This is a genomic window from Agrobacterium tumefaciens (assembly GCF_013337285.1).
Taxonomy (GTDB): domain Bacteria; phylum Pseudomonadota; class Alphaproteobacteria; order Rhizobiales; family Rhizobiaceae; genus Agrobacterium; species Agrobacterium burrii.
On sequence record NZ_SUPW01000001.1, the window covers coordinates 1,116,761 to 1,139,306 of the forward strand.

At 59.8% G+C, this 22,546-nt stretch carries 18 protein-coding genes; 8 read left to right on the forward strand and 10 right to left on the reverse strand.

The genetic code is table 11. From position 1 onward, the window contains the following. Position 1: 1 nt before the first annotated feature. Entirely contained in the window at positions 2 to 874 is an 873-nt protein-coding gene (locus FCH38_RS05430) for a LysR family transcriptional regulator (RefSeq protein ID WP_174373074.1), read from the reverse strand. Here FCH38_RS05430 and FCH38_RS05435 point away from each other — a divergent pair. Further along, the gene (locus FCH38_RS05435) at positions 861 to 1,307 is read left to right on the forward strand and encodes a hypothetical protein (RefSeq protein ID WP_236776549.1); all 447 of its coding nucleotides are present in this window, start codon (positions 861 to 863) and stop codon (positions 1,305 to 1,307) included. The genes FCH38_RS05430 and FCH38_RS05435 overlap by 14 nt on opposite strands. A 113-nt stretch (positions 1,308 to 1,420) precedes the next feature. Here FCH38_RS05435 and FCH38_RS05440 read toward each other — a convergent pair whose 3' ends face one another. Continuing rightward, entirely contained in the window at positions 1,421 to 2,605 is a 1,185-nt protein-coding gene (locus FCH38_RS05440; RefSeq protein ID WP_149898600.1) for an NAD(P)/FAD-dependent oxidoreductase, read from the reverse strand. Positions 2,606 to 2,728: 123 nt separating this feature from the next. Between FCH38_RS05440 and FCH38_RS05445 the strand changes: the two genes are divergently transcribed. From FCH38_RS05445 to FCH38_RS05470, 6 genes are all read left to right on the forward strand, one after another. Then, on the forward strand, positions 2,729 to 4,165 hold the full coding sequence (locus FCH38_RS05445; RefSeq protein WP_149898599.1) for a glutamine synthetase family protein: 1,437 nt from the start codon (positions 2,729 to 2,731) through the stop codon (positions 4,163 to 4,165). A gap of 12 nt (positions 4,166 to 4,177) precedes the next feature. Further along, a complete protein-coding gene (locus FCH38_RS05450; RefSeq protein ID WP_174373075.1) occupies positions 4,178 to 5,464 on the forward strand; it encodes an NAD(P)/FAD-dependent oxidoreductase in 1,287 nt (428 codons plus the stop codon). 136 nt (positions 5,465 to 5,600) lie between these two features. Continuing rightward, entirely contained in the window at positions 5,601 to 7,076 is a 1,476-nt protein-coding gene (gene zwf / locus FCH38_RS05455; RefSeq protein WP_149898597.1) for a glucose-6-phosphate dehydrogenase, read from the forward strand. Positions 7,077 to 7,087: 11 nt separating this feature from the next. Next, positions 7,088 to 7,786 carry a 6-phosphogluconolactonase gene (gene pgl / locus FCH38_RS05460; protein WP_174373076.1) on the forward strand — a complete coding sequence of 233 codons (699 nt, stop codon included), beginning with the start codon at positions 7,088 to 7,090 and terminating at the stop codon, positions 7,784 to 7,786. 123 nt (positions 7,787 to 7,909) lie between these two features. Then, on the forward strand, positions 7,910 to 9,730 hold the full coding sequence (gene edd / locus FCH38_RS05465) for a phosphogluconate dehydratase (protein ID WP_149898595.1): 1,821 nt from the start codon (positions 7,910 to 7,912) through the stop codon (positions 9,728 to 9,730). Between the two features lie 219 nt (positions 9,731 to 9,949). After that, positions 9,950 to 11,314 (forward strand): metallophosphoesterase, encoded by a 1,365-nt coding sequence (locus FCH38_RS05470; RefSeq protein WP_174373077.1) that lies wholly within the window; start codon positions 9,950 to 9,952, stop codon positions 11,312 to 11,314. A gap of 24 nt (positions 11,315 to 11,338) precedes the next feature. Here FCH38_RS05470 and FCH38_RS05475 read toward each other — a convergent pair whose 3' ends face one another. The 6 genes from FCH38_RS05475 to FCH38_RS05500 all read right to left on the reverse strand — a co-directional run bounded on the left by FCH38_RS05475 (position 11,339) and on the right by FCH38_RS05500 (position 18,385). Next, positions 11,339 to 11,695 (reverse strand): hypothetical protein, encoded by a 357-nt coding sequence (locus FCH38_RS05475; protein WP_174373143.1) that lies wholly within the window; start codon positions 11,693 to 11,695, stop codon positions 11,339 to 11,341. A gap of 242 nt (positions 11,696 to 11,937) precedes the next feature. Continuing rightward, positions 11,938 to 13,026, reverse strand: a complete 1,089-nt coding sequence (locus FCH38_RS05480) for an ABC transporter ATP-binding protein (RefSeq protein ID WP_174373078.1) — start codon at positions 13,024 to 13,026, stop codon at positions 11,938 to 11,940. A 20-nt stretch (positions 13,027 to 13,046) separates the two neighbouring features. Continuing rightward, positions 13,047 to 14,702 (reverse strand): alpha-glucosidase family protein, encoded by a 1,656-nt coding sequence (locus FCH38_RS05485; protein ID WP_174373079.1) that lies wholly within the window; start codon positions 14,700 to 14,702, stop codon positions 13,047 to 13,049. A gap of 37 nt (positions 14,703 to 14,739) precedes the next feature. Beyond that, positions 14,740 to 15,900: a carbohydrate ABC transporter permease gene (locus FCH38_RS05490; RefSeq protein WP_174373080.1), complete on the reverse strand. Its 1,161-nt coding sequence runs from the start codon at positions 15,898 to 15,900 to the stop codon at positions 14,740 to 14,742. Between the two features lies 1 nt (position 15,901). Further along, positions 15,902 to 16,915, reverse strand: a complete 1,014-nt coding sequence (locus FCH38_RS05495) for a carbohydrate ABC transporter permease (protein ID WP_174373081.1) — start codon at positions 16,913 to 16,915, stop codon at positions 15,902 to 15,904. A gap of 108 nt (positions 16,916 to 17,023) precedes the next feature. Beyond that, a complete protein-coding gene (locus tag FCH38_RS05500; RefSeq protein WP_174373082.1) occupies positions 17,024 to 18,385 on the reverse strand; it encodes an ABC transporter substrate-binding protein in 1,362 nt (453 codons plus the stop codon). Positions 18,386 to 18,661: 276 nt separating this feature from the next. Between FCH38_RS05500 and FCH38_RS05505 the strand changes: the two genes are divergently transcribed. Continuing rightward, on the forward strand, positions 18,662 to 19,687 hold the full coding sequence (locus tag FCH38_RS05505; RefSeq protein WP_174373083.1) for a LacI family DNA-binding transcriptional regulator: 1,026 nt from the start codon (positions 18,662 to 18,664) through the stop codon (positions 19,685 to 19,687). Between the two features lie 22 nt (positions 19,688 to 19,709). Here the strand turns inward: FCH38_RS05505 and folD are convergent, their stop codons facing one another. Both folD and FCH38_RS05515 read right to left on the reverse strand, forming a co-directional pair. Further along, complete coding sequence (gene folD / locus FCH38_RS05510) at positions 19,710 to 20,609, reverse strand: bifunctional methylenetetrahydrofolate dehydrogenase/methenyltetrahydrofolate cyclohydrolase FolD (protein ID WP_174373084.1); 900 nt, start codon at positions 20,607 to 20,609, stop codon at positions 19,710 to 19,712. Between the two features lie 77 nt (positions 20,610 to 20,686). Further along, a complete protein-coding gene (locus FCH38_RS05515; protein ID WP_174373085.1) occupies positions 20,687 to 22,459 on the reverse strand; it encodes a GumC family protein in 1,773 nt (590 codons plus the stop codon). Between the last annotated feature and the right edge of the window lie 87 nt (positions 22,460 to 22,546).

A 22,546-nucleotide genomic window follows, 5' to 3' on the forward strand; every position in this document is an offset into this window, starting at 1 on the left:
TTCAAGCCGGGCGGCTCTTGCGCCCGGCATATAAATCGGAATGTCGCTTGATGAGACGGGTCATCCGGTCCGCCACCGTCCTGATATCGCGGCGGTGGCGATCGTCATTGTTCATCACGATCCACTGATTGTGGCGAAGCGGTTCGATCTCGCCACCCTCACGCATCAGCCGCGCATCGGCATCGCCGACGAAACAGGGAAGCACGGCAACCCCTGCCCCGGCCAGTGTCAGATCAAGCAGCGCCGTCGGCCGGTTCACCGTTACCACAATATCATTCTGCCGGTTTTCATGCGGCCAGCGCAAATAGGTGGAAATCGCGTTTTCCTCCGCCACCGCCAGCCAACGGTCAGCAACGGAAGTGGCGGCGTTGCGCAGCCTGTAGGGCGCATAAGCTACCTCCCCCGTCTTGATGGCGGCGAGGTTCTTTTCCTGCGGTTCGAAAGCGCGGATGCCAATATCGTTTTCGCGATGGGCCAGAGACGCCCTCTGTTCGGCAATAAAAAGATCGATGCGGAAATCATCGCGATCCGTGCAGATGGCGGAAAAATTTCCGGTCAGCAGCCAGGCATTCCAGGTGCCGACGGCAATACGCACGACAGAAGATGCCGATGACGCCTTCTGCCACCCTTCGATATCCTTCGCCGCACTCTCCATCGCCTGCAGCCGGTCGAACAGCACATGGCCATCCGCTGTCAGGGCGTATCCAGCCTGGCTGCGCTGGAACAGGGCCTTGCCGACGCGTTCTTCGAGCTCGACCATGCGGCGTCCCACGGTTGCGGGGCTCAAACCCGTCACGGCGGCAGCACCCGTCAGGCCGCCGCCGCGTGACACATCGAGGAAAAGCTGGTAGGAATCCCAAGTGACGTTTTTCATTGGTGAAAAACGTAGCGCATTTTCTTGCGCAGATAAATCAAAAAACGGCGCGCATCATGGCCCTCCGCATTACGAGGAGAGTGATATGCATGCGATTTTTGCAGCCCGGACCATCATCGAAAACCAGCAGCCGCGCACGCGGCGCGAGGCCATTCAGCAGGAAGAGAAATTTTATGCCGACATGGCGCAGGCATCACGGCTGTGGCGGCTTTTCAGCGCGCTGATCAGCATGATGAGGGCGAAGAGCGGTCAGTCAGTAAAAGAGAGCGATCAGGGTGGCGATAGCGCCGGCTGCGATAACGCTCAGGCGAAGGGCCAACTGCCGGCTCTCGCTTTCAGCGCGGGCGATGGCAATGGCGCGAGGGCGGCGATGTGCAGATCTGTTCATGCGCGGGCTCCTGACGAAAAACTCAACCGACCCATGCCCTGTTAAGAGCCTCTCCAGCAGGACATCATGTGCAGCGGGATCATTGGATGACCCGGCTTTGCTGGCATTCTATCAGGATGACTCCGCGCCCATTAACAAGATGTTAACAGGGCGTGGTTTCAGGCAAATTCGCCCGCCGCCTGCCCCGACGCCCAGGCCCACTGGAAATTATAACCACCCAGCCAGCCGGTCACATCAACACATTCACCGATGAAATAGAGGTTGGCCATCGATTTCGCCGCCATGCTGCGGGAATCGAGGCCAGTGGTGTCCACGCCGCCAAGCGTAACTTCCGCCGTGCGATAACCTTCCGAACCGGCAGGTTTGATCTGCCAGTCCTGCACCTGTGCGGCCAGCTTTGTCAGAGCCTTTTCGGACATATCGGCGAGATTGCCGGTCAGGCCGGATTGTTCGACCACATGCTGGGCAAGCCGTTTTGGCAGGATTTCCGCAAGGGCGGTCTGGGCCGACTGGCGGCCGTTCTTCTGTTTGGCCTCTTTCAGCAGTGCGACGATATCCCGCCCCGGCTCCAGTTTCAGGCGGATCGTATCGCCCTCGCGCCAATAGGAGGAGATTTGCAGGATCGACGGGCCGCTCAAACCACGATGGGTGAATAGCAATGCTTCGTTGAAAGCCGTCTTGCCGTGGGAAATTTCGGCTGGGACGGCGACACCGGCAAGCGGGCTCAGCTTTTCGAGTGCTGCGGGATCGAGCGTCAGCGGCACGAGGCCGGGACGTGTCTCGATGAGCCGCAGACCGAATTGCTCGGCGATCTGATAGGCAAAACCCGTCGCCCCCATTTTCGGGATCGACTTGCCGCCCGTCGCAACGACTAAGCTTTCCGCCTCGATGACGCCGCCAGAAGTCGTTACGCGAAAACGCCCGCCATCATGGGCGACCGCCGAAACCGACGTTTCGAGCCGCAGCTTCGCATTCACCGCCTGCATTTCGCCAAGCAGCATGCGGATAATATCCTTGGCGCTGTCATCGCAGAACAGTTGGCCGAGTGTTTTTTCGTGCCAGGCAATACGGTGTTTTTCCACCAGCGCGATGAAATCGCGCGGCGTGTAACGGGCGAGCGCGGATTTGGCGAAATGCGGGTTGGCGGAGAGGTAGTTCTTCGGCCCGGCATGGATATTGGTAAAATTGCAGCGGCCGCCGCCGGAGATGCGGATCTTTTCGCCCGGCGCTTTCGCGTGGTCGAGAATGATGACGGAGCGGCCGCGCTGGCCGGCGCGGATGGCGCACATCATGCCGGCCGCACCCGCCCCCAAAATCAGCACGTCACATTTCTCTGTCATCATTCCATCCGATCCGTTTCCTCTCCTCTTTTCGAAGTGCCGCCCGTTGTCAATGGCGCTTTCCCCCTCGCCAATTGCCAAACTACCGTTATGATGGCGCCAGTCGAAACACAGACCCGGTGATACATGCCCCCCAAGAAAACCATGCTCCGCCCGAAAAAACAGGCAACCATGGCAAAGACACCTCCCCTCGACCTTTCTTCCACCCGTGGCGTCTCCACCTGGCGCGAAGCCGCGCAATGGCTGAGAGCACGCGGGATCGAGGATATAGAATGCATCACCCCCGACCTTGCCGGCGTGGCGCGCGGCAAGATGATGCCGACGGCGAAGTTCACGGGCGATACATCGCTTGCGCTGCCGTCTGCGCTCTACCGCCATACGATATCAGGTGAATATCCCGATGAGACCGCGAATTTCCGCTATGAGCCGCGCGACAGCGACCTGAAGCTGGTGCCTGATCTTTCCACGCTGTCCGTCGTGCCGTGGGAGAGCGACCCGACCGCGCAGGTGATCTGCGACGTGGTGGATGCCGAGGGCAATTCCGTTCCCTACACGCCGCGCAACGTGCTCAAGAATGTGGTTTCGCTTTATACCGAAAAGGGCTGGAAGCCGGTCGTGGCGCCGGAAATCGAATTTTACCTCGTCGCGGTGAATGACGATCCGGATTATCCGCTGCATCCGCCGAAGGGCCGTTCAGGCCGCTCCATCGTCGGCGGGCAGAGTTATTCCATCGCCGGCATCAACGAGTTCGACGAGTTGATCGACGACATCTATCATTTCTCGGAAAAACAGGGTCTCGAGATCGACACGCTGATCCACGAGGAAGGCCCGGCGCAGCTGGAAATCAACCTGCGTCATGGCGATCCCATCGAGCTTGCCGACCAGGTTTTCCTGTTCAAGCGCACCATCCGCGAGGCGGCGCTGAAGCACGGTATCTATGCCACCTTCATGGCCAAGCCGATGCAGGGACAGCCGGGTTCGGCCATGCATATCCATCAGTCGGTGGTGGAGATCGATAGCGGCCGCAATATTTTCTCGAACAAGGATGGCGGCCCCTCCAAGGAGTTCTTCTCCTTCGTGGGCGGCATGCAGCGTTACGTTCCCAACGCACTGGTCATGCTCGCGCCTTACGTGAATTCCTATCGCCGCCTGACGCCCGACATGGCCTGCCCGGTCAACAATGCCTGGGGCTACGATAATCGCACGACCGCCTTCCGGGTGCCGATTTCCAGCCCGCAGGCGCGGCGCGTCGAAAACCGCCTGCCGAGCTCCGACGCCAATCCGTATCTCGCTCTTGCTGCGTCGCTTGGCTGCGGCTGGCTTGGCATCGTCAACAATATCGAACCGACCGAACCGACCGCCGAGACGGCCAACGAAGGCTCCATCGACCTGCCGCGCGGGCTTTTGGAGGCCGTGGCGCTGCTGGAAGGCGAAGAGCAGTTCGACCGGGTGTTCGGCCATGAATTCGTCGGCCTTTATGCCGGCCTGAAACGCGGGGAGTTCGAAACCTTCATGCAGGTTATCAGCCCGTGGGAGCGGGAATTCCTGCTTCTCAACGTGTGAGGTATCCCGAGCATGACATGGCAAAGCCCGATTGCGCCCGGAATTTCCTGGTATCAGGCAAGCGTCGGCGAGCGGCCGGACTATTCCGCGCTCGACGACTCGAAACAGGTGGATGTCGCGATCATCGGCGGCGGTTATACCGGCCTTCAAGCCGCGTGTAACCTCGCCGAAAACGGCGTCTCGGTCGCCCTCATAGAGGCGCATCGTTTCGGCGATGGCGCGTCGGGCCGCAATGGCGGCCAGTTCGGCACCGGCCAGCGTTCTTTTCCCGACGAGATGGAGGAACAGATCGGCTTCGAGCAATCGAAACTGCTGTTCGACATTGCCGAGAACGCCAAAAATTACGTGCGCGACTTCGCGAGCAATCGCGGCATCGACATGGAATATCTGCCGGGGCAGCTCTATGTGGCGCACAAGGCCGCTTATGAGGACGATTACCGCAAAAGCGTCGATGCGATGAACAATCGCTACGGCTACCCGCATATTTCCTACATGGAACGCGGCGAAGCGCGCAAAAGCGTCGGCTCTACCCATTATTTTGGCGGCACGCGTGATACCGGCACCGGCCATATCCATCCGCTGAAGCTGCTGGTCGGGTTGGCAAAGGCGGCGAAAGCTGCGGGTGCCGGCATTTACGAAATGACGCCGGCGAAATCCATCCGCCAATCCGGTGGCAAGACCATCATCGAAACGCCCTTCGGCACGCTTACCGCGACAAAGGTGCTGATTGCGACCAATGCCTATATCGGCAATCTGGAACCGGTGACGGCCGCCCATATCATGCCCATCCGCTCCTTCATCGGTGCGACAGCGCCGCTCGACGCTTTTCCCGACATTATTCCCGGCAAGGAAGCCGTAGCGGATTCGCGTTTCGTGGTGCGATACTTCCGCAAGACGGCCGACAACCGGCTGCTGTTCGGCGGACGCGAGGCCTATACCGCCGATACGCCGCGTGACATTTCCAGTCATATTCGCAGACAAATCGCTGAAATCTATCCGGCGCTGAAGGATATCGACATCACCCATTCCTGGGGCGGCTCCGTCGGCATCACCCTGCCGCGGCAAGTGTTCGTGCGCGAAGTCATGCCGGGCGTCACCTCCATCGGCGGTTATTCCGGCCATGGGGTGATGCTGTCGAATTATTGCGGCAAGCTCTATGCCGATCTCGTTCTCGGCAGACAGGACATGCTGGCGCCCTTCGCGCGGCTGAAGGTGCCATCCTTCCCCGGCGGGGCATCGCTTCGTGCGCCGCTGCTTTTTCTGGCATTGTCATGGTACGCATTGCGAGACAGGTTTTAGGATAATGTTTACAGCCGGTTACCGAAACAGAACGGGTGAAAAAAGCCAAAATTCATAATTTCACATAACTGAGTCTGGCATTTTTAAATCGATTAGATTATTGATGCCCCAACCTTTGAAGATCGAGAGAATCGATATGAGCAGTCAGATCATTCCTGTTGAACCTTTTGATTGTGTCGTTTTCGGCGGCACGGGCGATCTTGCCGAGCGCAAGCTTCTGCCGGCCCTTTATCACCGGCAGGTCGAAGGCCAGTTCACGGAGCCGACCCGCATCATCGGTGCGTCGCGTTCGGTCATGAGCCATGAGGAATATCGCAAATTCGCGCAGGACGCGCTGAAGGAGCACCTGAAGGCCGGCGAATATGACGACGCGCAGGTCACGCTGTTCCTCAACCGGCTTTTTTATGTGCCTGTTGATGCCAAGGGCAGCAATGGCTGGGACGTGCTGAAGAAGCTGCTCGATGAGGGCAAAGAGCGCATACGCGCATTCTATCTGGCCGTCGCGCCGGGCATTTTTGGCGACATTGCCGACAGGATCCGCGAACACAAGCTGATCACCCGCTCGACCCGCATCGTCGTCGAAAAGCCGATCGGCCGTGACCTTGCTTCGGCGCAGGAACTGAACGACACCATCGGCCACGTCTTCAAGGAAGAGCAGATCTTCCGCATCGACCACTATCTCGGCAAGGAGACAGTGCAGAACCTGATGGCGCTGCGCTTCGCCAACGCGCTTTACGAGCCGCTGTGGAATTCCGCCCACATCGACCATGTGCAGATCACGGTTGCGGAAGCCGTCGGTCTTGAAGGCCGTGCGGGTTATTACGACAAGGCCGGCGCGCTGCGTGACATGGTGCAGAACCATATCCTTCAGCTGCTTTGCCTCGTGGCCATGGAGCCGCCCGCTTCGATGAAATCGGAAGCCGTGCGTGATGAAAAGCTCAAGGTTCTGCGTTCGCTGAAGCCCATCGACACCAGCAATGTCGAAAAGCTGACCGTTCGTGGCCAGTACCGCGCCGGCGCTTCCGCCGGTGGTCCGGTGAAGGGCTATCTGGAAGAGCTGGAAGGCGGCGTTTCCAACACCGAAACCTTTGTCGCCATCAAGGCCGAAATCGCCAACTGGCGCTGGGCCGGCGTGCCCTTCTACATCCGCACCGGCAAACGCCTTGCGACCCGCGTTTCGGAAATCGTCGTCACCTTCAAGCAGATCCCGCATTCGATCTTCGACGATGCGGCCGGCAAGATCGAGGCCAACAAGCTGGTCATTCGCCTGCAGCCGGATGAAGGCGTCAAGCAGTCGCTCCTCATCAAGGACCCCGGCCCGGGCGGCATGCGCCTGCGTCAGGTGTCGCTGGATATGAGCTTTGCCGAAGCCTTTAACGTGCGCAGCCCCGATGCCTATGAGCGGCTGTTGATGGACACTATCCGCTCCAACCAGACGCTGTTCATGCGCCGCGACGAAGTGGAAGCGGCATGGGACTGGGTCGACCCCATTCTCAAGAGCTGGGAAGATCTGGCGCAGGGCGTGCAGGGTTATACTGCCGGCACCTGGGGTCCGAGCGGCTCGATCGCGCTCATCGAGCGTGACGGCCGCACCTGGCACGATGGAGATTGAGGATGACGGAGATGAGTGAGACATTGCATGTCTTCGACAGCGCCACTGAGCTCGCCTCCGCGCTGGCAACTGAAGTTGCCAGCCGCCTTTCGGCCGCAACGCAGGAGCGCGGCACGGCGAGCATCGCCGTTTCCGGCGGCTCGACGCCCAAGCTGTTCTTTCAGGCGCTTTCCAAACACGATCTCGACTGGCCCAATATCAGCGTGACGCTGGTGGACGAACGTTTCGTGCCGCCGGAAAGCGACCGTTCGAACCATCGCCTCGTTGCCGATAACCTGTTGCAGGACAAGGCAAAGGCGGCCTATTTCGTGCCGCTGTTCCAGCCGGCGGCCTCGCCGGAGGATGCGGCAACGCTCGCGACCGTCAAGACCGAGGCGATCTGCGATCCTTTCGACGTTGTCATTCTGGGTATGGGAACGGATGGCCACACGGCATCGTTCTTCCCCGGCGGAGACAATCTCTATGAGGCGCTCGACCTCGACGAACCGCGTGGTGTTTTGACCATGGCGGCGGAAAATGCGGGTGAGGAGCGGCTGACGTTCAACTTCTCAAGCCTGCATGACGCCGATTTTCTGGTGTTGCATATCGAAGGTGCGGCCAAGAAAGCGACGCTTGAAAAAGCGCAGTCGGGTGAGGATGAGGACGAAATGCCGATCCGCGCCGTGCTGAACCGGGCAGAAACGCCCGTCGACATATACTGGGCGCCATAAGCCAACGCGGCTGCCGTAACCGCGGCCCGCGAAAACGCCCGAAGACATGAAGACAGAAACACGACAACCGGCCGTTCACCTCCCGGAACGCCGGTTGCCGACCAACGAACAGGATGAACGCCCATGTCCGCCGATTCCCGCATTCAGGCCATCACCGCCCGCATCGTCGAACGTTCCAAGCCCTACCGCGAGACCTATCTCGAGCGGTTGCGGCTGCAGGTCTCAAAAGGCGTTCACCGTTCCGTTCTGTCTTGCGGCAACCTCGCACATGGGTTTGCGGTCTGTTCCCCCGCCGACAAGGACATCCTTGCCGGCGACCGGGTTCCCAATCTCGGCATCATCACCGCCTATAACGATATGCTCTCCGCGCATCAGCCTTATGAGATCTTTCCCGCGATCATCCGTGATGCGGCCAAAGAAGCTGGCGGCATAGCCCAGGTGGCAGGTGCCGTTCCGGCCATGTGTGATGGCGTGACACAAGGCCAGCCCGGCATGGAGCTGTCGCTGTTTTCCCGCGATGCCATCGCTATGGCTGCCGGCATCGGCCTGTCGCACAACATGTTCGACGCCGCCGTCTATCTCGGTGTCTGCGACAAGATCGTGCCCGGCCTCGTGATCGCGGCACTCGCCTTCGGTCACCTGCCCGCCGTCTTCGTTCCCGCCGGTCCGATGACATCAGGCCTGCCGAATGACGAGAAATCCCGCATCCGCCAGCTTTATGCCGAAGGCAAGGTTGGCCGCGAGGAGCTTCTGGAAGCGGAATCGAAATCCTATCACGGCCCCGGCACCTGCACCTTCTACGGCACCGCCAATTCAAACCAGATGCTGATGGAGATCATGGGCTTCCATATGCCCGGCTCGTCTTTCATCAACCCCGGCACACCGCTGCGTGATGCGCTGACGCGCGAAGCGACCAAGCGGGCGCTCGCCATCACCGCGCAGGGCAATGAATTCACGCCCGCTGGCGAAATGATCGATGAACGGTCGGTCGTCAACGGCGTCGTCGGCCTGCATGCGACGGGTGGTTCCACCAATCACACCATGCACCTGATCGCCATGGCGCGCGCCGCAGGCATCATTCTCACCTGGCAGGATATTTCCGATCTCTCGGATATCGTGCCGTTGCTCGCCCGCGTCTACCCCAACGGCCTTGCCGATGTGAACCACTTCCACGCCGCCGGCGGCATGGGCTTCCTCATCAAGCAGCTTCTGAAACAGGGCTTTGTGCATGACGACGTGCGCACCGTCTTCGGACAGGGTCTCGCAGCCTATACCGTGGATGCCATGCTGGACGAAAAGGGTGCGGTCGCGCGTCAGCCCTCCCCCGAGCAGAGCCACGACCCGAAGGTGCTTTCCAGCATCGAAACGCCGTTCCAGCCGACCGGCGGCCTGAAGATGCTGACGGGCAATCTCGGCAAATCGGTCATCAAGATTTCTGCCGTCAAGCCGGAACGCCACATTATCGAAGCGCCCGCTATCGTCTTCGATGACCAGCAGGCACTTCAGGATGCCTTCAAGGACGGCAAGCTCAACCGCGACTTCATCGCCGTCGTCCGCTTCCAGGGGCCGAAGGCCAATGGCATGCCGGAACTGCACCGCCTGACGCCGCCGCTCGGCGTGTTGCAGGATCGCGGTTTCAAGGTGGCGCTGGTGACGGATGGGCGCATGTCCGGCGCATCAGGCAAGGTGCCGGCCGCCATCCACGTTACGCCGGAAGCTTCCGATTGCGGCCCGATCTCGCTCATCCGCGATGGCGACATCATCCGTCTCGATGCCATTTCCGGAACGCTGGAAGTGCTGGTTTCCGCCGCTGAACTGGCCAAACGCGAACCGGCGCGTGCCGATCTTTCCGGCAATGAATGGGGCATGGGCCGCGAGCTTTTCGCCCCCTTCCGCCGCAATGCCGGCCCGGCCGATCAGGGCGCCAGCGTGCTCTTCCATTGATTTTTTGAGAGGCGAAGGCCGATACGGCTTTCGCCTCTCAACCCTGCTTTGCGGTATCATTTCACCGCACTTTCTCGCCCCCGATAATCCGGCGCAGAAACAGCTTTATTTCCCATTTCTTAAAAGTCACACTTGTCATGCGGCTGTGATGATCGCCCTATAGGGCCTTCTCGAGCAACCGTGGGACGACGGTGCAGTTTCGGATGATGGGGCCAGGACATGACGATTTTCTCAAGCAAACGCCGCGATGTGCTGAAGCTTATGGCCGGCACCGCCGTGCTGCCGCTGATTGCGTTGGCGACGCCAGTGTTGGCGCAGGACGTGGCCCTGCGCGCCATCGTCATCTCCGATCTGCATTCGGCCTATGAACGCATCGGCCAGCTTCTCGCGGCCATCGAAACGCGCATCGCTGCCGATAAGACACCGCACATCATTCTCTTGAATGGCGACCTGTTCGAACTCGGCAACGCCGTGGCCACCCGTTCGGCCGGCGAAATCGAGTGGACCTTCCTGGCCGCACTCGCCAAGCTCGCTCCCACCGTCATCAATATCGGCAATCATGAACCCGATATCGACAACGATCTTGCCAATTTCGTCAGCCGCGCCCAGGCACTGGGTATCACCGTGCTTTCCAACATCGTCGACAAGCGTAGCGGAAAGCCTTATGCACCTGCCAGTGCCGAGGTGAGCGTCGGTGGACGGCAGGTCGTCGTGGCAGGTCTCGCCACCAATGCGATCAACACCTATCCGAAGGCGACACGCGAAATGCTCGACATTCCGCAGCCGGTGGAATGGGCGAAGGCCAATCTGCCTGGCATCGTTAAGTCGGGCGCTATCAACATCGTCTTGAGCCATGCCGGCGTCGTTGCCGACCGCGATATTCTGCCGCTGCTGCCGGATGGCACGCTGCTGGTCGGCGGTCACGATCACCTGAACTTCGTGCATGAACAGGGTGCCACGCGTTATGTCCATACCGGCTCATGGTGCACCTCGATGACGGTTGCGACCATCACCACCCCCGGCAAGGCTCCAGCCATCGAAACGATCGCGATCGATAGCGACGCTCCCGCCTCCCCGGCCCTCAAAAACCTGATCGAACAGACGCTCGAAAAGCAACTGACGGCAGAAGAACAGGTGGTTGTCGGTAAATCCGCCAAGGCAATGACCGTGGATGAGGCCGGCCGCCATGTGGCGCAGCTTATCGCTGCGAAAACTGGCGCGGATGTCGGTTTCATCGGCCATACGTCGCTCGGCGCCGGTCTGCCGCAGGGCGATATTCGCCGCTACGATTTCAACGCCTCGCTGCGTTTCGACGGCAAGCTGATGGTGACGGAAGTGGATGGCGAAGCGCTGACGCAAATCCTTGAGCGTTGCAACCAGGATGGCGACATTCCGCTTGCTGCGCGCACCGGCGACTATCTCTACGCCATGCCGGAAAAGCCGGAAACGAAACAACGCTACAAGCTGGTCTGCAACGACTGGTCAGCCACCAACCAGAAATCCTATTTCGGCCGCAGCGATCTCGCCTTCACCGAAGTGCCTGAAGTGAAGCTGAAGCAGACGGTTCTGGGCGGGCTTTCTTAAATCCCCTCGACAGCTCTGGATATCTCAGAAAGACCGGATATCGAGCTTCCGGTCTTTGTGCCCTGGGTGCGTGCTGAACACGAAAACGCGGTCCAGTTCCTTCTGCGTCAACATGCGCAGGAAGCGGACGTGGATGGTGTTGTTGGCGTTGACGCGCAACATCACGCAGCCGATCTTGGTGATGCGGGCGTCGGGAATATCGAGATAGAACTGGTTCGGCAGACTGTATTTGGTCAGCAGCGCCAGCACCGCTTCGGTCTGGGAGATGCGGATGACATCGCAGCGCCGCGCCGCCATGTGCATGACGGCTTTTTCGGTATATTCGATGCGCGCCGCATTCATGGTGTCTTCCATGCGAAACCGGCCTTCGCGGTCGTACATGAAGGATTCTTCCTTGCTCAGGTAATTGTTCCTGATGACACCCGCACTGCTCTGCACGTCCCGGACTCCCATGCTCTCTTGAGAGATCAAGACTAGGCCATAGTCTTTAACAATTCATATCAGACTTGTCTCAAACAGACCGGAAGCGGGACATTCCCTATGTTTTTCCACAGTGGCAAAAACTCACAAAAAAGCCCCGGAACGGTAAGGTTCCGGGGCATGTCTGTAGATATCGCCAGCGATTATGGGCGGTAGGTCTTGCCTTCGGCGTCGAAGAGATGGAGCTTTTCCTGCGGTGCTGCAAACCGCAGGGTTTCGCCCTTTGAGACAGTAAGGATGCCCGGTATCTTGACGATGATCGGCTCCTGCCCCTTCGGAGCCTCAAGATAGAGCAGCGTCACTTCGCCCAGAGCCTCGACGATCGAGACCTTGCCTTCGAAAAGATAGTCATCGCCGGTGACGATGCTCAGATCTTCCGGCCGGACACCGAAGCTCGCGGCCTTGCCTTGCTCGGTTGCGGGCGTCGGAACAGTGACGGCGAGTGTCTTGCCTCCAGCCAGTTCGATCGAGGTGCGTTCACCGGTTCCGGCAATCTTTGCCGCAATGATGTTCATGGCGGGCGAGCCAATGAAGCGGGCCACGAAGAGATTGGCCGGCCTTTCGTAAAGCTCCAGCGGCGGGCCGACCTGTTCCACCCGGCCGGCATTCAACACGACGATGCGGTCCGCCAGCGTCATCGCCTCCACCTGATCGTGGGTGACGTAGATCATCGTCGTTTCGGCCATCTGCTCGTTGAGCTTGGCGATTTCGATGCGTGTGGCGACACGCAGCGCCGCATCGAGGTTCGACAGCGGTTCATCGAACAGGAAGACCTTGGGATTGCGGCAGATGGCGCGGCCGATGGCGACGCGCTGGCGTTGGCCACCGGACAGAGCCTTGGGCAGACGCTCCAGATATTGCGTCAGTTGCAGGATTTCGGCAGCGGCACGGACGCGGCGGTCGATCTCCTGACGGCTTTCCCTGGCGATCTTCATACCGAAGGCCATGTTGTCGTAGACCGTCATATGCGGATAGAGCGCGTAGGACTGAAACACCATGGCAATGCCCCGGCGCGAGGGCGGGATTTCATTGACCAGCTGACCGTCAATGAACATCTCGCCGCCGGTGATTTCCTCCAGACCAGCGATCATGCGCAGCAACGTCGATTTTCCGCAGCCGGATGGCCCGACGAAGACGATGAATTCGCCCTGTTCGATCTCCAGATCGATGCCGTGCAGGACCTTCACCTGCCCGTATGATTTGCGGATATCCTTGAGAACGAGACTTGTCATGGGTGTTCCTCCCTATTCTGTCAGGCGTAACGGGCGAAGAAAGCGCCCCATGCCGGAAGTTCTATGCTTCTGCCCTCAAGGCCGCTTGCAAAGCCGTGGCCTTCGAGAACCTCCCAGTTCCCTTCCGGCAGTGTCGCCTTTACTGCGGTCGCCGACAGATTGAAGAGGCAAAGAACGGTTTCGTTACCGAGCGTGCGGGTGTAGCTCGAAATCTCGCCCTCAACCGGCTGGAATTCGATACCGCCCTTGGCGAATGCCGGATGCTTTTTGCGGAAGGAGAGGAAGCGGCGATAGTGCTCCAGCACCGAGGCCTCGTTGCCCTGCTGGGCGCTGACGGCATTCTGCCTGTGCTCGGCCGGAATGGGCAGCCAGGTCTTGTCCGACGTCGAGAAGCCGGCCTGTGCATGGCCCGCATCCCACACCATCGGCGTGCGACAACCGTCGCGGCCCTTGAATTCCGGCCAGAACTGGATGCCGTAGGGGTCCTGCAAATCCTCGAAAGCGATATCGGCTTCTGTGAGGCCGAGTTCCTCGCCCTCATAGATGCAGACGGAGCCGCGCTGCGTCATCAAAAGTGCTGAGAGAACCTTTGCGAAGGCGTGCTTGTCCTCGACATGCTCGCCCCAGCGGCTGACGTGGCGCACGACATCGTGGTTGGAGAAAGCCCAGCAGGCCCAGCCTTCCGGTGCGGCTTTCGCAAAATCCGCCTGCACATCGGCAACGCGCTGCGGGGTGAGCGCATCGGGTGCGAGGAATTCGAAGGCGTAACACATCTGCATCTTGTCGTCGCCGGAGGTATATTCGCCGACGATTTCGAGGCCGCGCTGGCTGTCGCCCACTTCGCCGACGGCGGCGATGTCGGGGAATTCGTCCAGCACGGCGCGGAAGCGCTTCAGGAAGGCGATATTCTCAGGGCGGTTCTTGTCGTAGAGATGTTCCTGGAAGTTATAGGGGTTGACCGCAGGCGCGGTGGAGGCATTGCGGCGCTCGGGTGCCAGCGCCGGGTTGTCGCGCAATTCCAGGTCGTGGAAATAGAAGTTGATGGTGTCGAGGCGGAAACCATCGACGCCGCGCTTCAGCCAGAAGCGGGTGGCGTTCAGCAGTTCTTCCTGGACTTCTGCGTTATGCAGGTTGAGGTCCGGCTGTGAGGTCAGGAAGTTGTGCATGTAATATTGCATGCGGGTCGGATCCCACTGCCAGCCCGAACCGCCGAAGATCGACAGCCAGTTGTTGGGCGGCGTGCCATCCGGTTTGGCGTCAGACCAGACATACCAGTCCGATTTCGCATTGTTGCGGCTGGCGCGGCTTTCCACGAACCATGGGTGCTGGTCCGAGGTGTGCGACAGGACGAGATCGATCATGACGCGAACACCGAGACGGTGCGCTTCGGCAATCAGGCCGTCGAAATCGGCAAGCGTGCCGAACATCGGGTCGACATCGACATAGTTCGAGACGTCGTAACCGAAATCCTTCATTGGCGAGGTGAAGAAGGGGGAAATCCAGATGGCGTCGGCACCGAGACCGGCAATATGCGCCAGCCGGTCGGTGATGCCCTTGAGGTCGCCGATGCCGTCGCCATTGGAGTCCTGATAGGAGCGCGGGTAGATTTGATAGATAACCGCACCACGCCACCAGTCCTTGTTGGGCGTCAAAGCGGAAGTCACCGGAGCGGTCATGGAAGTGTCCTGTTTGGTATGGGCGTTCATGGAATTATCAGCCTCCCTTGACGGAGCCTGCCAGCAGGCCGCGCACGAGATAACGTTGAAGGGCGAAGAACACGCCGAGCGGCACGATGATGGTGACGAAAGCCGAGGCGGTAAGGATTTCCCAATTGCCGCCGCGTGAACCGAGCAACGCGTTGAGCGCACCGGTCAGCACCAGCTCGTCCTTCTGCGTACCGAGGAAAACCATGGCGACGAGCAGGTCGTTCCAGGTCCACAGGAACTGGAAGATGGCGAAGGAGGCGAGTGCCGGGAAGGACAGCGGCAGGATGATCTTGACAAAGATTTCGAAATCGCTCGCACCATCCACACGGGCGCTTTCGATGATCTCTTTTGGCAGGCCGGAAATATAGTTGCGCAGCAGATAGATGGCGAGCGGCAGGCCAAAGGCGGTATGCGCCAGCCAGATGCCGGCATAGGTTTTGGACGGCACGCCGAAGATAGTGCCGATTTCGTTATAGAGCCGCAGCAGCGGGATAAGCGACATCTGTAACGGCACGACGATGAGGCCCACCACCATGGCAATCAGCAGATTGCGGCCGGAAAAGTTCATCCACGACAGGGCATAGGCGGCAAAGGCGGCGATGAGGATGGGGATGACGGTTGCGGGCACCGCCACCGTCAGCGAGTTGACGAAGGATTGGCCGATGCCTTCCGAGGTCAGCACCGTGCGATAATTGTCGAGCGTGAAGACTGGCGGCGTGGCGACGGAAATATAGACGCGCTTGCCGCGAGAGCCTTCGAAGCTGGAGGCTTTGCTATATTCGTAAGTGCCGTCTTCATTGACGAGCAGGGTTTCGCCATCGCCAATGTCAGCAGCTTCGCCGGCCTTGAAGGCCGTCGGTTCCTGCACGCGAACACCGAAGGCTGCGACCTTGCCGCCTTGCCCGTTTTCGAAAACATTGCCTGATATGACGTAGCGGCTGCCGTCCTGCTTCTGCGCGGACGCATCGGCAAGGCGAACGGCCGCCGTCTGTTCGGAGCTTGAGAAGGCCGTCCACCAGCCAGACACGGTGATCTGGTCCTTGTCGCGCAGCGAGCTGACGAGAATGCCGAGCGTCGGTAGCAGCCAGAGCAGCACGACGACCAGAACACTGGCATGGACGATGAGGCGCGGCAGGCCGACACGGCGCAGACGTTTGATCATATTCATCTCAGCGGCCCTCCATCTCACGATTGGCCTGGCGAATGTTCCAGACCATGATAGGGGTGACGGCCGCCATGATGATGAGCGCGATGACAGCACTTCGGCCACTGTCGCCGCCGCCGCGGAACATCCAGTCGAACATGAGGTTGGCGAGAACCATGGTGTTCCATTGACCGTTGGTCATGGTCAGCACGATGTCGAAAACCTTGAGCACGAGAATGGTGATGGTCGTCCAGACGACGGCAATCGTGCCCCAGATTTGCGGAACCATGATCTTCCAGAAAATCTGCCAGCCATTGGCGCCATCGATGACGGCCGCCTCGATGGTTTCTTCCGGGATGCCGCGCAGCGCCGCCGACAGGATGACCATGGCAAAACCGGTTTGAATCCAGATGAGGATGACCATCAGGAAGAAATTGTTCCAGAAAGGCATGGAAATCCACACCTCCGGGCTGCCGCCGAAAAACTCGACGATGGCGTTCAAGAGACCGATCTGCACCTGGCCTTCGGCGCGGTATTCATAGATGAACTTCCAGATGACGGACGCGCCGACGAAGGAGATCGCCATCGGCATGAAGACGATGGATTTGGCGATATTGCCCCACCAGATGCGGTCGGTCATGACGGCGATGACGAGGCCGAAGAAGGTACAGGCGGCCGGCACGACGGCGAGCCAGAGGATGTTGTTGAAGATCGACTGGCGGAAACCGGCATCGAAGAACGCCCAGCGGTAATTGGCAAGGCCGACGAACTCGCTGCCTGTCCGGTCGTAAAACGACAGGATCAGCGTCGCGACAACGGGATAAACCAGATAGACGAGAAGCAGGATCAAGGCGGGGCCAACAAACAGCCATGGCCGAACCGCCGCGCGGCGGTTGAGATTGCGCGATGCCTGCAGCACGTCTCCCGAGCGGACGGGAAAGATGACCTGCAACAATTTGTCGGATAGCCAATAATAGGCGGCGCAGGCAAAAACCCCTGCCACCATGACGCCGATGGCAGAAACGAGTTGTTGAGCCATGGTCCCCTCCCTTGATCCTTTCCGCGCCGCGCTGATTTATGCGGTCGTCGGGCCGTTCCTTTGGTAAAGGCCCGGCAGCAGCAAGCCGCCGGGCCTGATCCGGTATGTTTACTTCAGGCCGTCCCAGGCCTTCTGGATATCGGCCGCGACCTGATCGGCGGACTTGCCGCCGACGAAATCGATCATGCCGGTCCAGAATGCGCCGGCACCGATCTTGCCGGGCATCAGGTCGGAACCATCGAAACCGAAGGTCGTCGCCGTGGTGAGGATTTCACCCTGGCGCTTCATCTGCTCGTTGGCATAGGTGTCGACATTCACACCCTTATACGGCGTGAGGAAGCTGGACTGCGCCATCCACACTTCATGGGCGATCGGGGTTTTCAGGAATTCGACGAATGCCTTGGCGGCAGGCGCTTCCTTGGTGACGGTGACGAGCGTGCCAGCGCCGAGAACCGGCTTGCCGAGTTCAGGCTTGGACGCGTAAGTCGGCATGTAGAAGAAATCCGCATCCGTTCCGACCTTGGTGCCCTCAGGGAAGAAGGACGGAATGAAGGACGCCTGATGATGCAGGTAGCACTTCGGCGGAATGTCGAAGAGGCCCTTGGGGCTATCGCGGAAGTCGGTGGAGGCGACAGCCGCCACGCCACCGCTCACGTATTTTTCGTTCTTGGCGAATTTGCCGAATTCGTTGATCGCTTCGACTACAGCCGGATCGGTGAACTTCACCTCGTTCGTTGTCCACTTCTGGTAAACATCGAGCGGCTGCGTGCGCAACATCAGGTCTTCCACCCAGTCGGTTGCCGGCCAGCCGGTCGCACCGCCGGAGCCGAGACCGATGCACCAGGGCGTGCCGCCATCGGCGACGATCTGGTCGGTCAGCTTGAACAGGTCTTCCATGGTCTCGGGGACTTTATAGCCCGCTTCCTCGAAATTCTCAGGCACGTACCAGACGAGCGATTTCACGTCCGCCTTGAAGGGAAATGCAAAATAAGCCTTGTTGCCGTCCTTGCCCTTGTAACTGCCAAGATCGACCCAGGACTTGCCAGCGCCGTAATTTTCCTCAACCCATTTGGCGGTGTCATCGCCGAGCGGCACAAGGAATCCCTTGGCGGCGAGATCGGCCAGAAGGCCAGGCTGCGGCAGAATGGCGATATTGGGCGGCGAACCCGCCTGCGTGTCGATGACGATCTGCTGTTCGTAATTTTCCGACGAGGAATAGCGGACGGTCACTCCGGTCGCATCGGAGAAATAGGCAAGCACCGACTGGAACAGCGCCTCGTCCTCACCGCGCCATGGGCCGAAAATCGTCAGTGTCTGGCCCTTCAGGTCGGCATGGGCCGCCTTGAAGTCTTCGTAGCTTTTCCAGTTGAACTTGGCGTCCCCACCGGGCGCGAATTTCAGGTCGGCGGCAAAAGCCGCACCCGACAGCAGCAACATCGAAGCCGCCGTCGCCAAAAGAGTCTTCCGCATGTGATTTACCTCCCATCACATAAAAGCCTCAAAGCGTCCTCTTCCAATCAAAGCGCTTTGGCTGCTTATTCATCTCATTGTCATTGAGAAAGAGTCAAGAGGCTGTTTCTACGGAAAGGTTACCATGCCTTGCGAATAGTCATATTTATTTAGAAAGGCGGCTATCGTTTTCGATTGAGAAAAGCGGCAGAGGCTGGTAAAAATCTAAAGCGCTTTGGGAATCTGAGGAGAGGCTTTTGCCGTTTCCCAAGGCGCGCGCATGGAGGAAATACGGACATGAACCTGAAACAGTTGTCGCAACTGCTCGGCATTTCGCAGACCACCGTCAGCAGGGCGCTCAACGGTTATCCCGAGGTGAGCGCCGAGACACGCCGCCGTGTCATGGAGGCCGCCGAAAAGACGGGATATCGCCCGAATGCCGCAGCACAACGGCTGGCGACCGGTAAGGTCGGCTCCATCGGGCTTGTCATGCCGATTGGCGAACACCACCGTTCCGACGTGCATTTCGGCGAATTCCTGAGCGGCCTTGGCGAAGAAGCGTCGCGCAGCGGATTTCACCTCGTCATCATGCCGACGGAGCCGGAGAAGGAACGCGAAGCGCTGCGCGGGCTGGCGGCAAGCGGCAGTGTCGATGGTATCTATCTCGCTTATATGAAAAAGAACGACGCGCGTATCGCCATGATGCAGTCGCTCTCCCTGCCCTTCCTCGTGCATGGCAGGTCCGTCGGCGTGGAGGAGAATTATCCCTATCTCGATGTGGATAATGAGGGTGCGTTTCGCGATGCGACCCAGCTTCTCCTCCAGCTTGGCCATACGCGCATTGGGCTTCTGAACGGCCCGGAGGGTTATGATTTCACCTATCGGCGCTGTCTCGGGGTGGAGAAGGCCTTGGCTGCGAACGGCCTGACCCTGCACCCGAACAATAAAAGACATGGCAGCATGACGGATGAGGAAGGTTATCTCGGTATGGAGGCGCTGCTGTCCCGGCCGGAAAAGCCGACCGCCATTCTCTGCGCCAGTACCGCGCTTGCGCTCGGCGCGATCCGCTCGCTCAACCAGCGCGGCTTAAAACCCGGCAGGGATATTTCGCTGATCGCCCATGACGACGTGCTGCCGCTGCTGAAGCCGGATAATTTTTCCGTGCCGCTCACCACCACCCGCTCGTCGCTCAGGGCCGCTGGCGTGCGCGTCGGTCAACGCCTGATCAACCGGATCAAGTTCGCGCAAATGGAACCGCATCAGGAACTCTGGAAGGCGGAGCTTGTGGTGCGCTCTTCGACGGGGCCGGCTCCAAAAGCGTAGCAGCCGGCCTGATCGCAAAAACTCAGAACGTCGGCGCTGTCTTGCCCAGCGAACGATAAGCGGCGATGACGGTGTTGGCCATCAGCATGGCGATCGTCATCGGGCCGACACCGCCCGGAACGGGCGAAATGGCAGCGGCAACGGCGCTTGCCTCGTCAAAGGCGACATCACCCACCAGCTTCGACTTACCTTCGCCCTTTTCGGGAGCCGGAATGCGGTTGATGCCAACATCGATGACGGTTGCGCCTGGCTTCACCCAGTCGCCCTTGACCATCGCCGCGCGGCCAACGGCCGCCACGAGAATATCGGCCGTCTTGCAGACGGTGGCGAGATCCTTGGTACGCGAATGCGCCATCGTCACCGTGGCATTGGCGTTCAGGAGAAGCTGGCCCATCGGCTTGCCGAACAGGTTCGAGCGGCCGATGACGACGGCATTCAGGCCCGAAAGATCATCGCCGTGAATGCTGCGCACCAAAAGCATGGCGCCGGCCGGCGTGCAGGAAATGAGGCCGGTGGCGAGATCGCCGGTCGCCAGCTTGCCGGCGTTCAACACGCTCAGGCCGTCTACGTCCTTCTCGGGCAGGATCGACTGGATGATCTCATCGGAATTGAAGTGTTTCGGCAGGGGAAGCTGCACCAGAATGCCGTGAATGGAGGCATCGGCGTTCAGTTCGCCGACCAGCTTCAGAAGCTCACTTTGCGTCGTCTCTTCCGGCAGCGTGTGCTGGATGGAGTTGAAGCCGCATTGCTTGGCCATCTTGCTCTTGGAGTTCACGTAAGCATGGCTGGCCGGATCATTACCGACGATGACAACCGCGAGACCGGGCTTCACGCCCTTCTCCGTCTCAAGCGCTTCTGCCGATATGCGGACCGCCTCCGTTACCGAAGCCGCCTTCGCCTTCCCGTCAATCACAACTGCCATGCGTCTTGCTCCTGCTGGATTACGTTGGCCCCGTATGGTGCCCCCTTTGCAGGAATGCAAGCAAAAATGCAGCCTCGTCAGGCAGTTTTGCGGTAGTCGTCCTGGTGATCGGCGTAATCGGCGAGACGCTCTCTTAGATGCGCCAGCTCGCGTCTCAATTCCGCCAACTCCTCGGCTTCGGCCTGTTCATGATCGAAGTGTCCGGCAAGGGCTTCACTGAGCAATGGCGGGAGCTCCGATGACATTTGAGTGGCGCTTCTGACCGTTCGGTTACCCATCAGCACCTGCCGCACGCGCTCGTCCAGCGGCATATCATCGGCATCATTTGCAGCTTCGGCATAATAGTCTGCGAAGGCGTCTTCAGGCTGGACGTAATCTTCTGCGGCAAGGACTTCCAGATCATCGAAAACCGCCGGCTCAATTTGCTCGAATTCGGAAAATTGCAGCGATTGCTCCGGCCCATCCATGGAAGCGGTAAGTCGCGCTTCATTTTCGACGGCCAGCGCGTCCTCTTGCTCCTCGTCATAGCGACGATAGCTCAGAAGATAAAGGCTGCCCAGCAGACCGATCAGGCCGCCGCCACCTGCCATCATCGCCGCCTGCGTCAGATCACGCGACAGTTCGCCCGGTCCAGCCTTCTTTGCAAGGCGGGTTTCGATGGCGGGCGTGGAGGAAGAGGACAGCTCACGGCGCTCGCTCGCTTCCAGATAGGCATTTCTCGCTGTCTCAAGCTCAGCCTGCAATCGCGAAAGCTCACCGGGGGCGACGCCCAGAGCCTCTAAGCGGTCGAGGTGCTTCTTACGCTCGCCATTCGCGGTCGCAATCTCCTGGGCGATGCGCTTTTCATCCACCCGCAAACCTTCAACCACTTGGCGCAATGCGGGAGCCGCCAGCGCCTGTACGGCATCCACCGCATTCTGGGCGGCGATGCGGCGAGGGTGTTTGGGACCGTAATCAACCGAGACACTGGCAAGTGTCATGCTGGCGGTCGCGTGTTTCTGCCTGATATCCTCAAGCGCTGCGAAAGCCGCGCCGGCCGGCAAAGGCTTCGACAAAACATCATTCGGCTTGAGGGCGGAGGCTACCGTCAAATCTGCCTGAAGCGACTGCTGGTACTGTGTGCTGCCCGCAAGGCTGTCGTTCACCTCACGCAATTGCTGTTCGAGCTGCTGCACATCAGAGAGAACGGCATCGCCATGGCGCATCTGGAAGCCGTTCAATGCCGCTTCCGCCTCGTCCAGTCTTGTCCTTGCTCGCTCGGTCTCACGCATGGCGGGTGTCATGGTGCCGGCCTTGCCATCCGCCATGACCCGCATGGAAAGATAATCGGTCAGCCGCATCGCGCCTTCCGGCGTCGCGGCCTTCGAAGTCACGATCAGCGTATTTTCATCCGGCGTCAGCTCCAGCCGAATCGCCTCACCCACTGCGCCATTCAATGCTTCTCGCGGCGAAAGCGAACGTGCGTCCGCGCCTGTCAAAAGATCGACGAGCAGGCCAAGCTCACCCTGATTGCGAACGCCCACCATATCGGCGGGTTTCAGCTTCAGATCGCCGCTGATCCGGTCAAGCCCGGCGGGAGATAACAGGGTGCGTCGCGCCATCGCCAGAAAGCGCGTCGCATCGGGCGCATCATAGGACGACTGGGTGACCTCGATCCGGGCCTGCGAAACATATCCGCGAAAGCCGGAATCGATCAGCAGCAACGGAAGGGCCGCGCCGGTAACGGTAGCGGCAACGACGCAACCAGCAGTCAAAAGCCGCAGACAATGTCTGCGCCATTGCGACGGGAGTACGGCGACATCGTCCTCGTCGGGGCGGATCGCCATCATATCCGGACTGTTATCAACCATCTGAAGCCGTCTGCCACGCTCGGTGCCGCCCGCAACGGGCGACTGTCAAAACCTTACGAGAGGTTAAAGGATCGTGGCAAACAAATG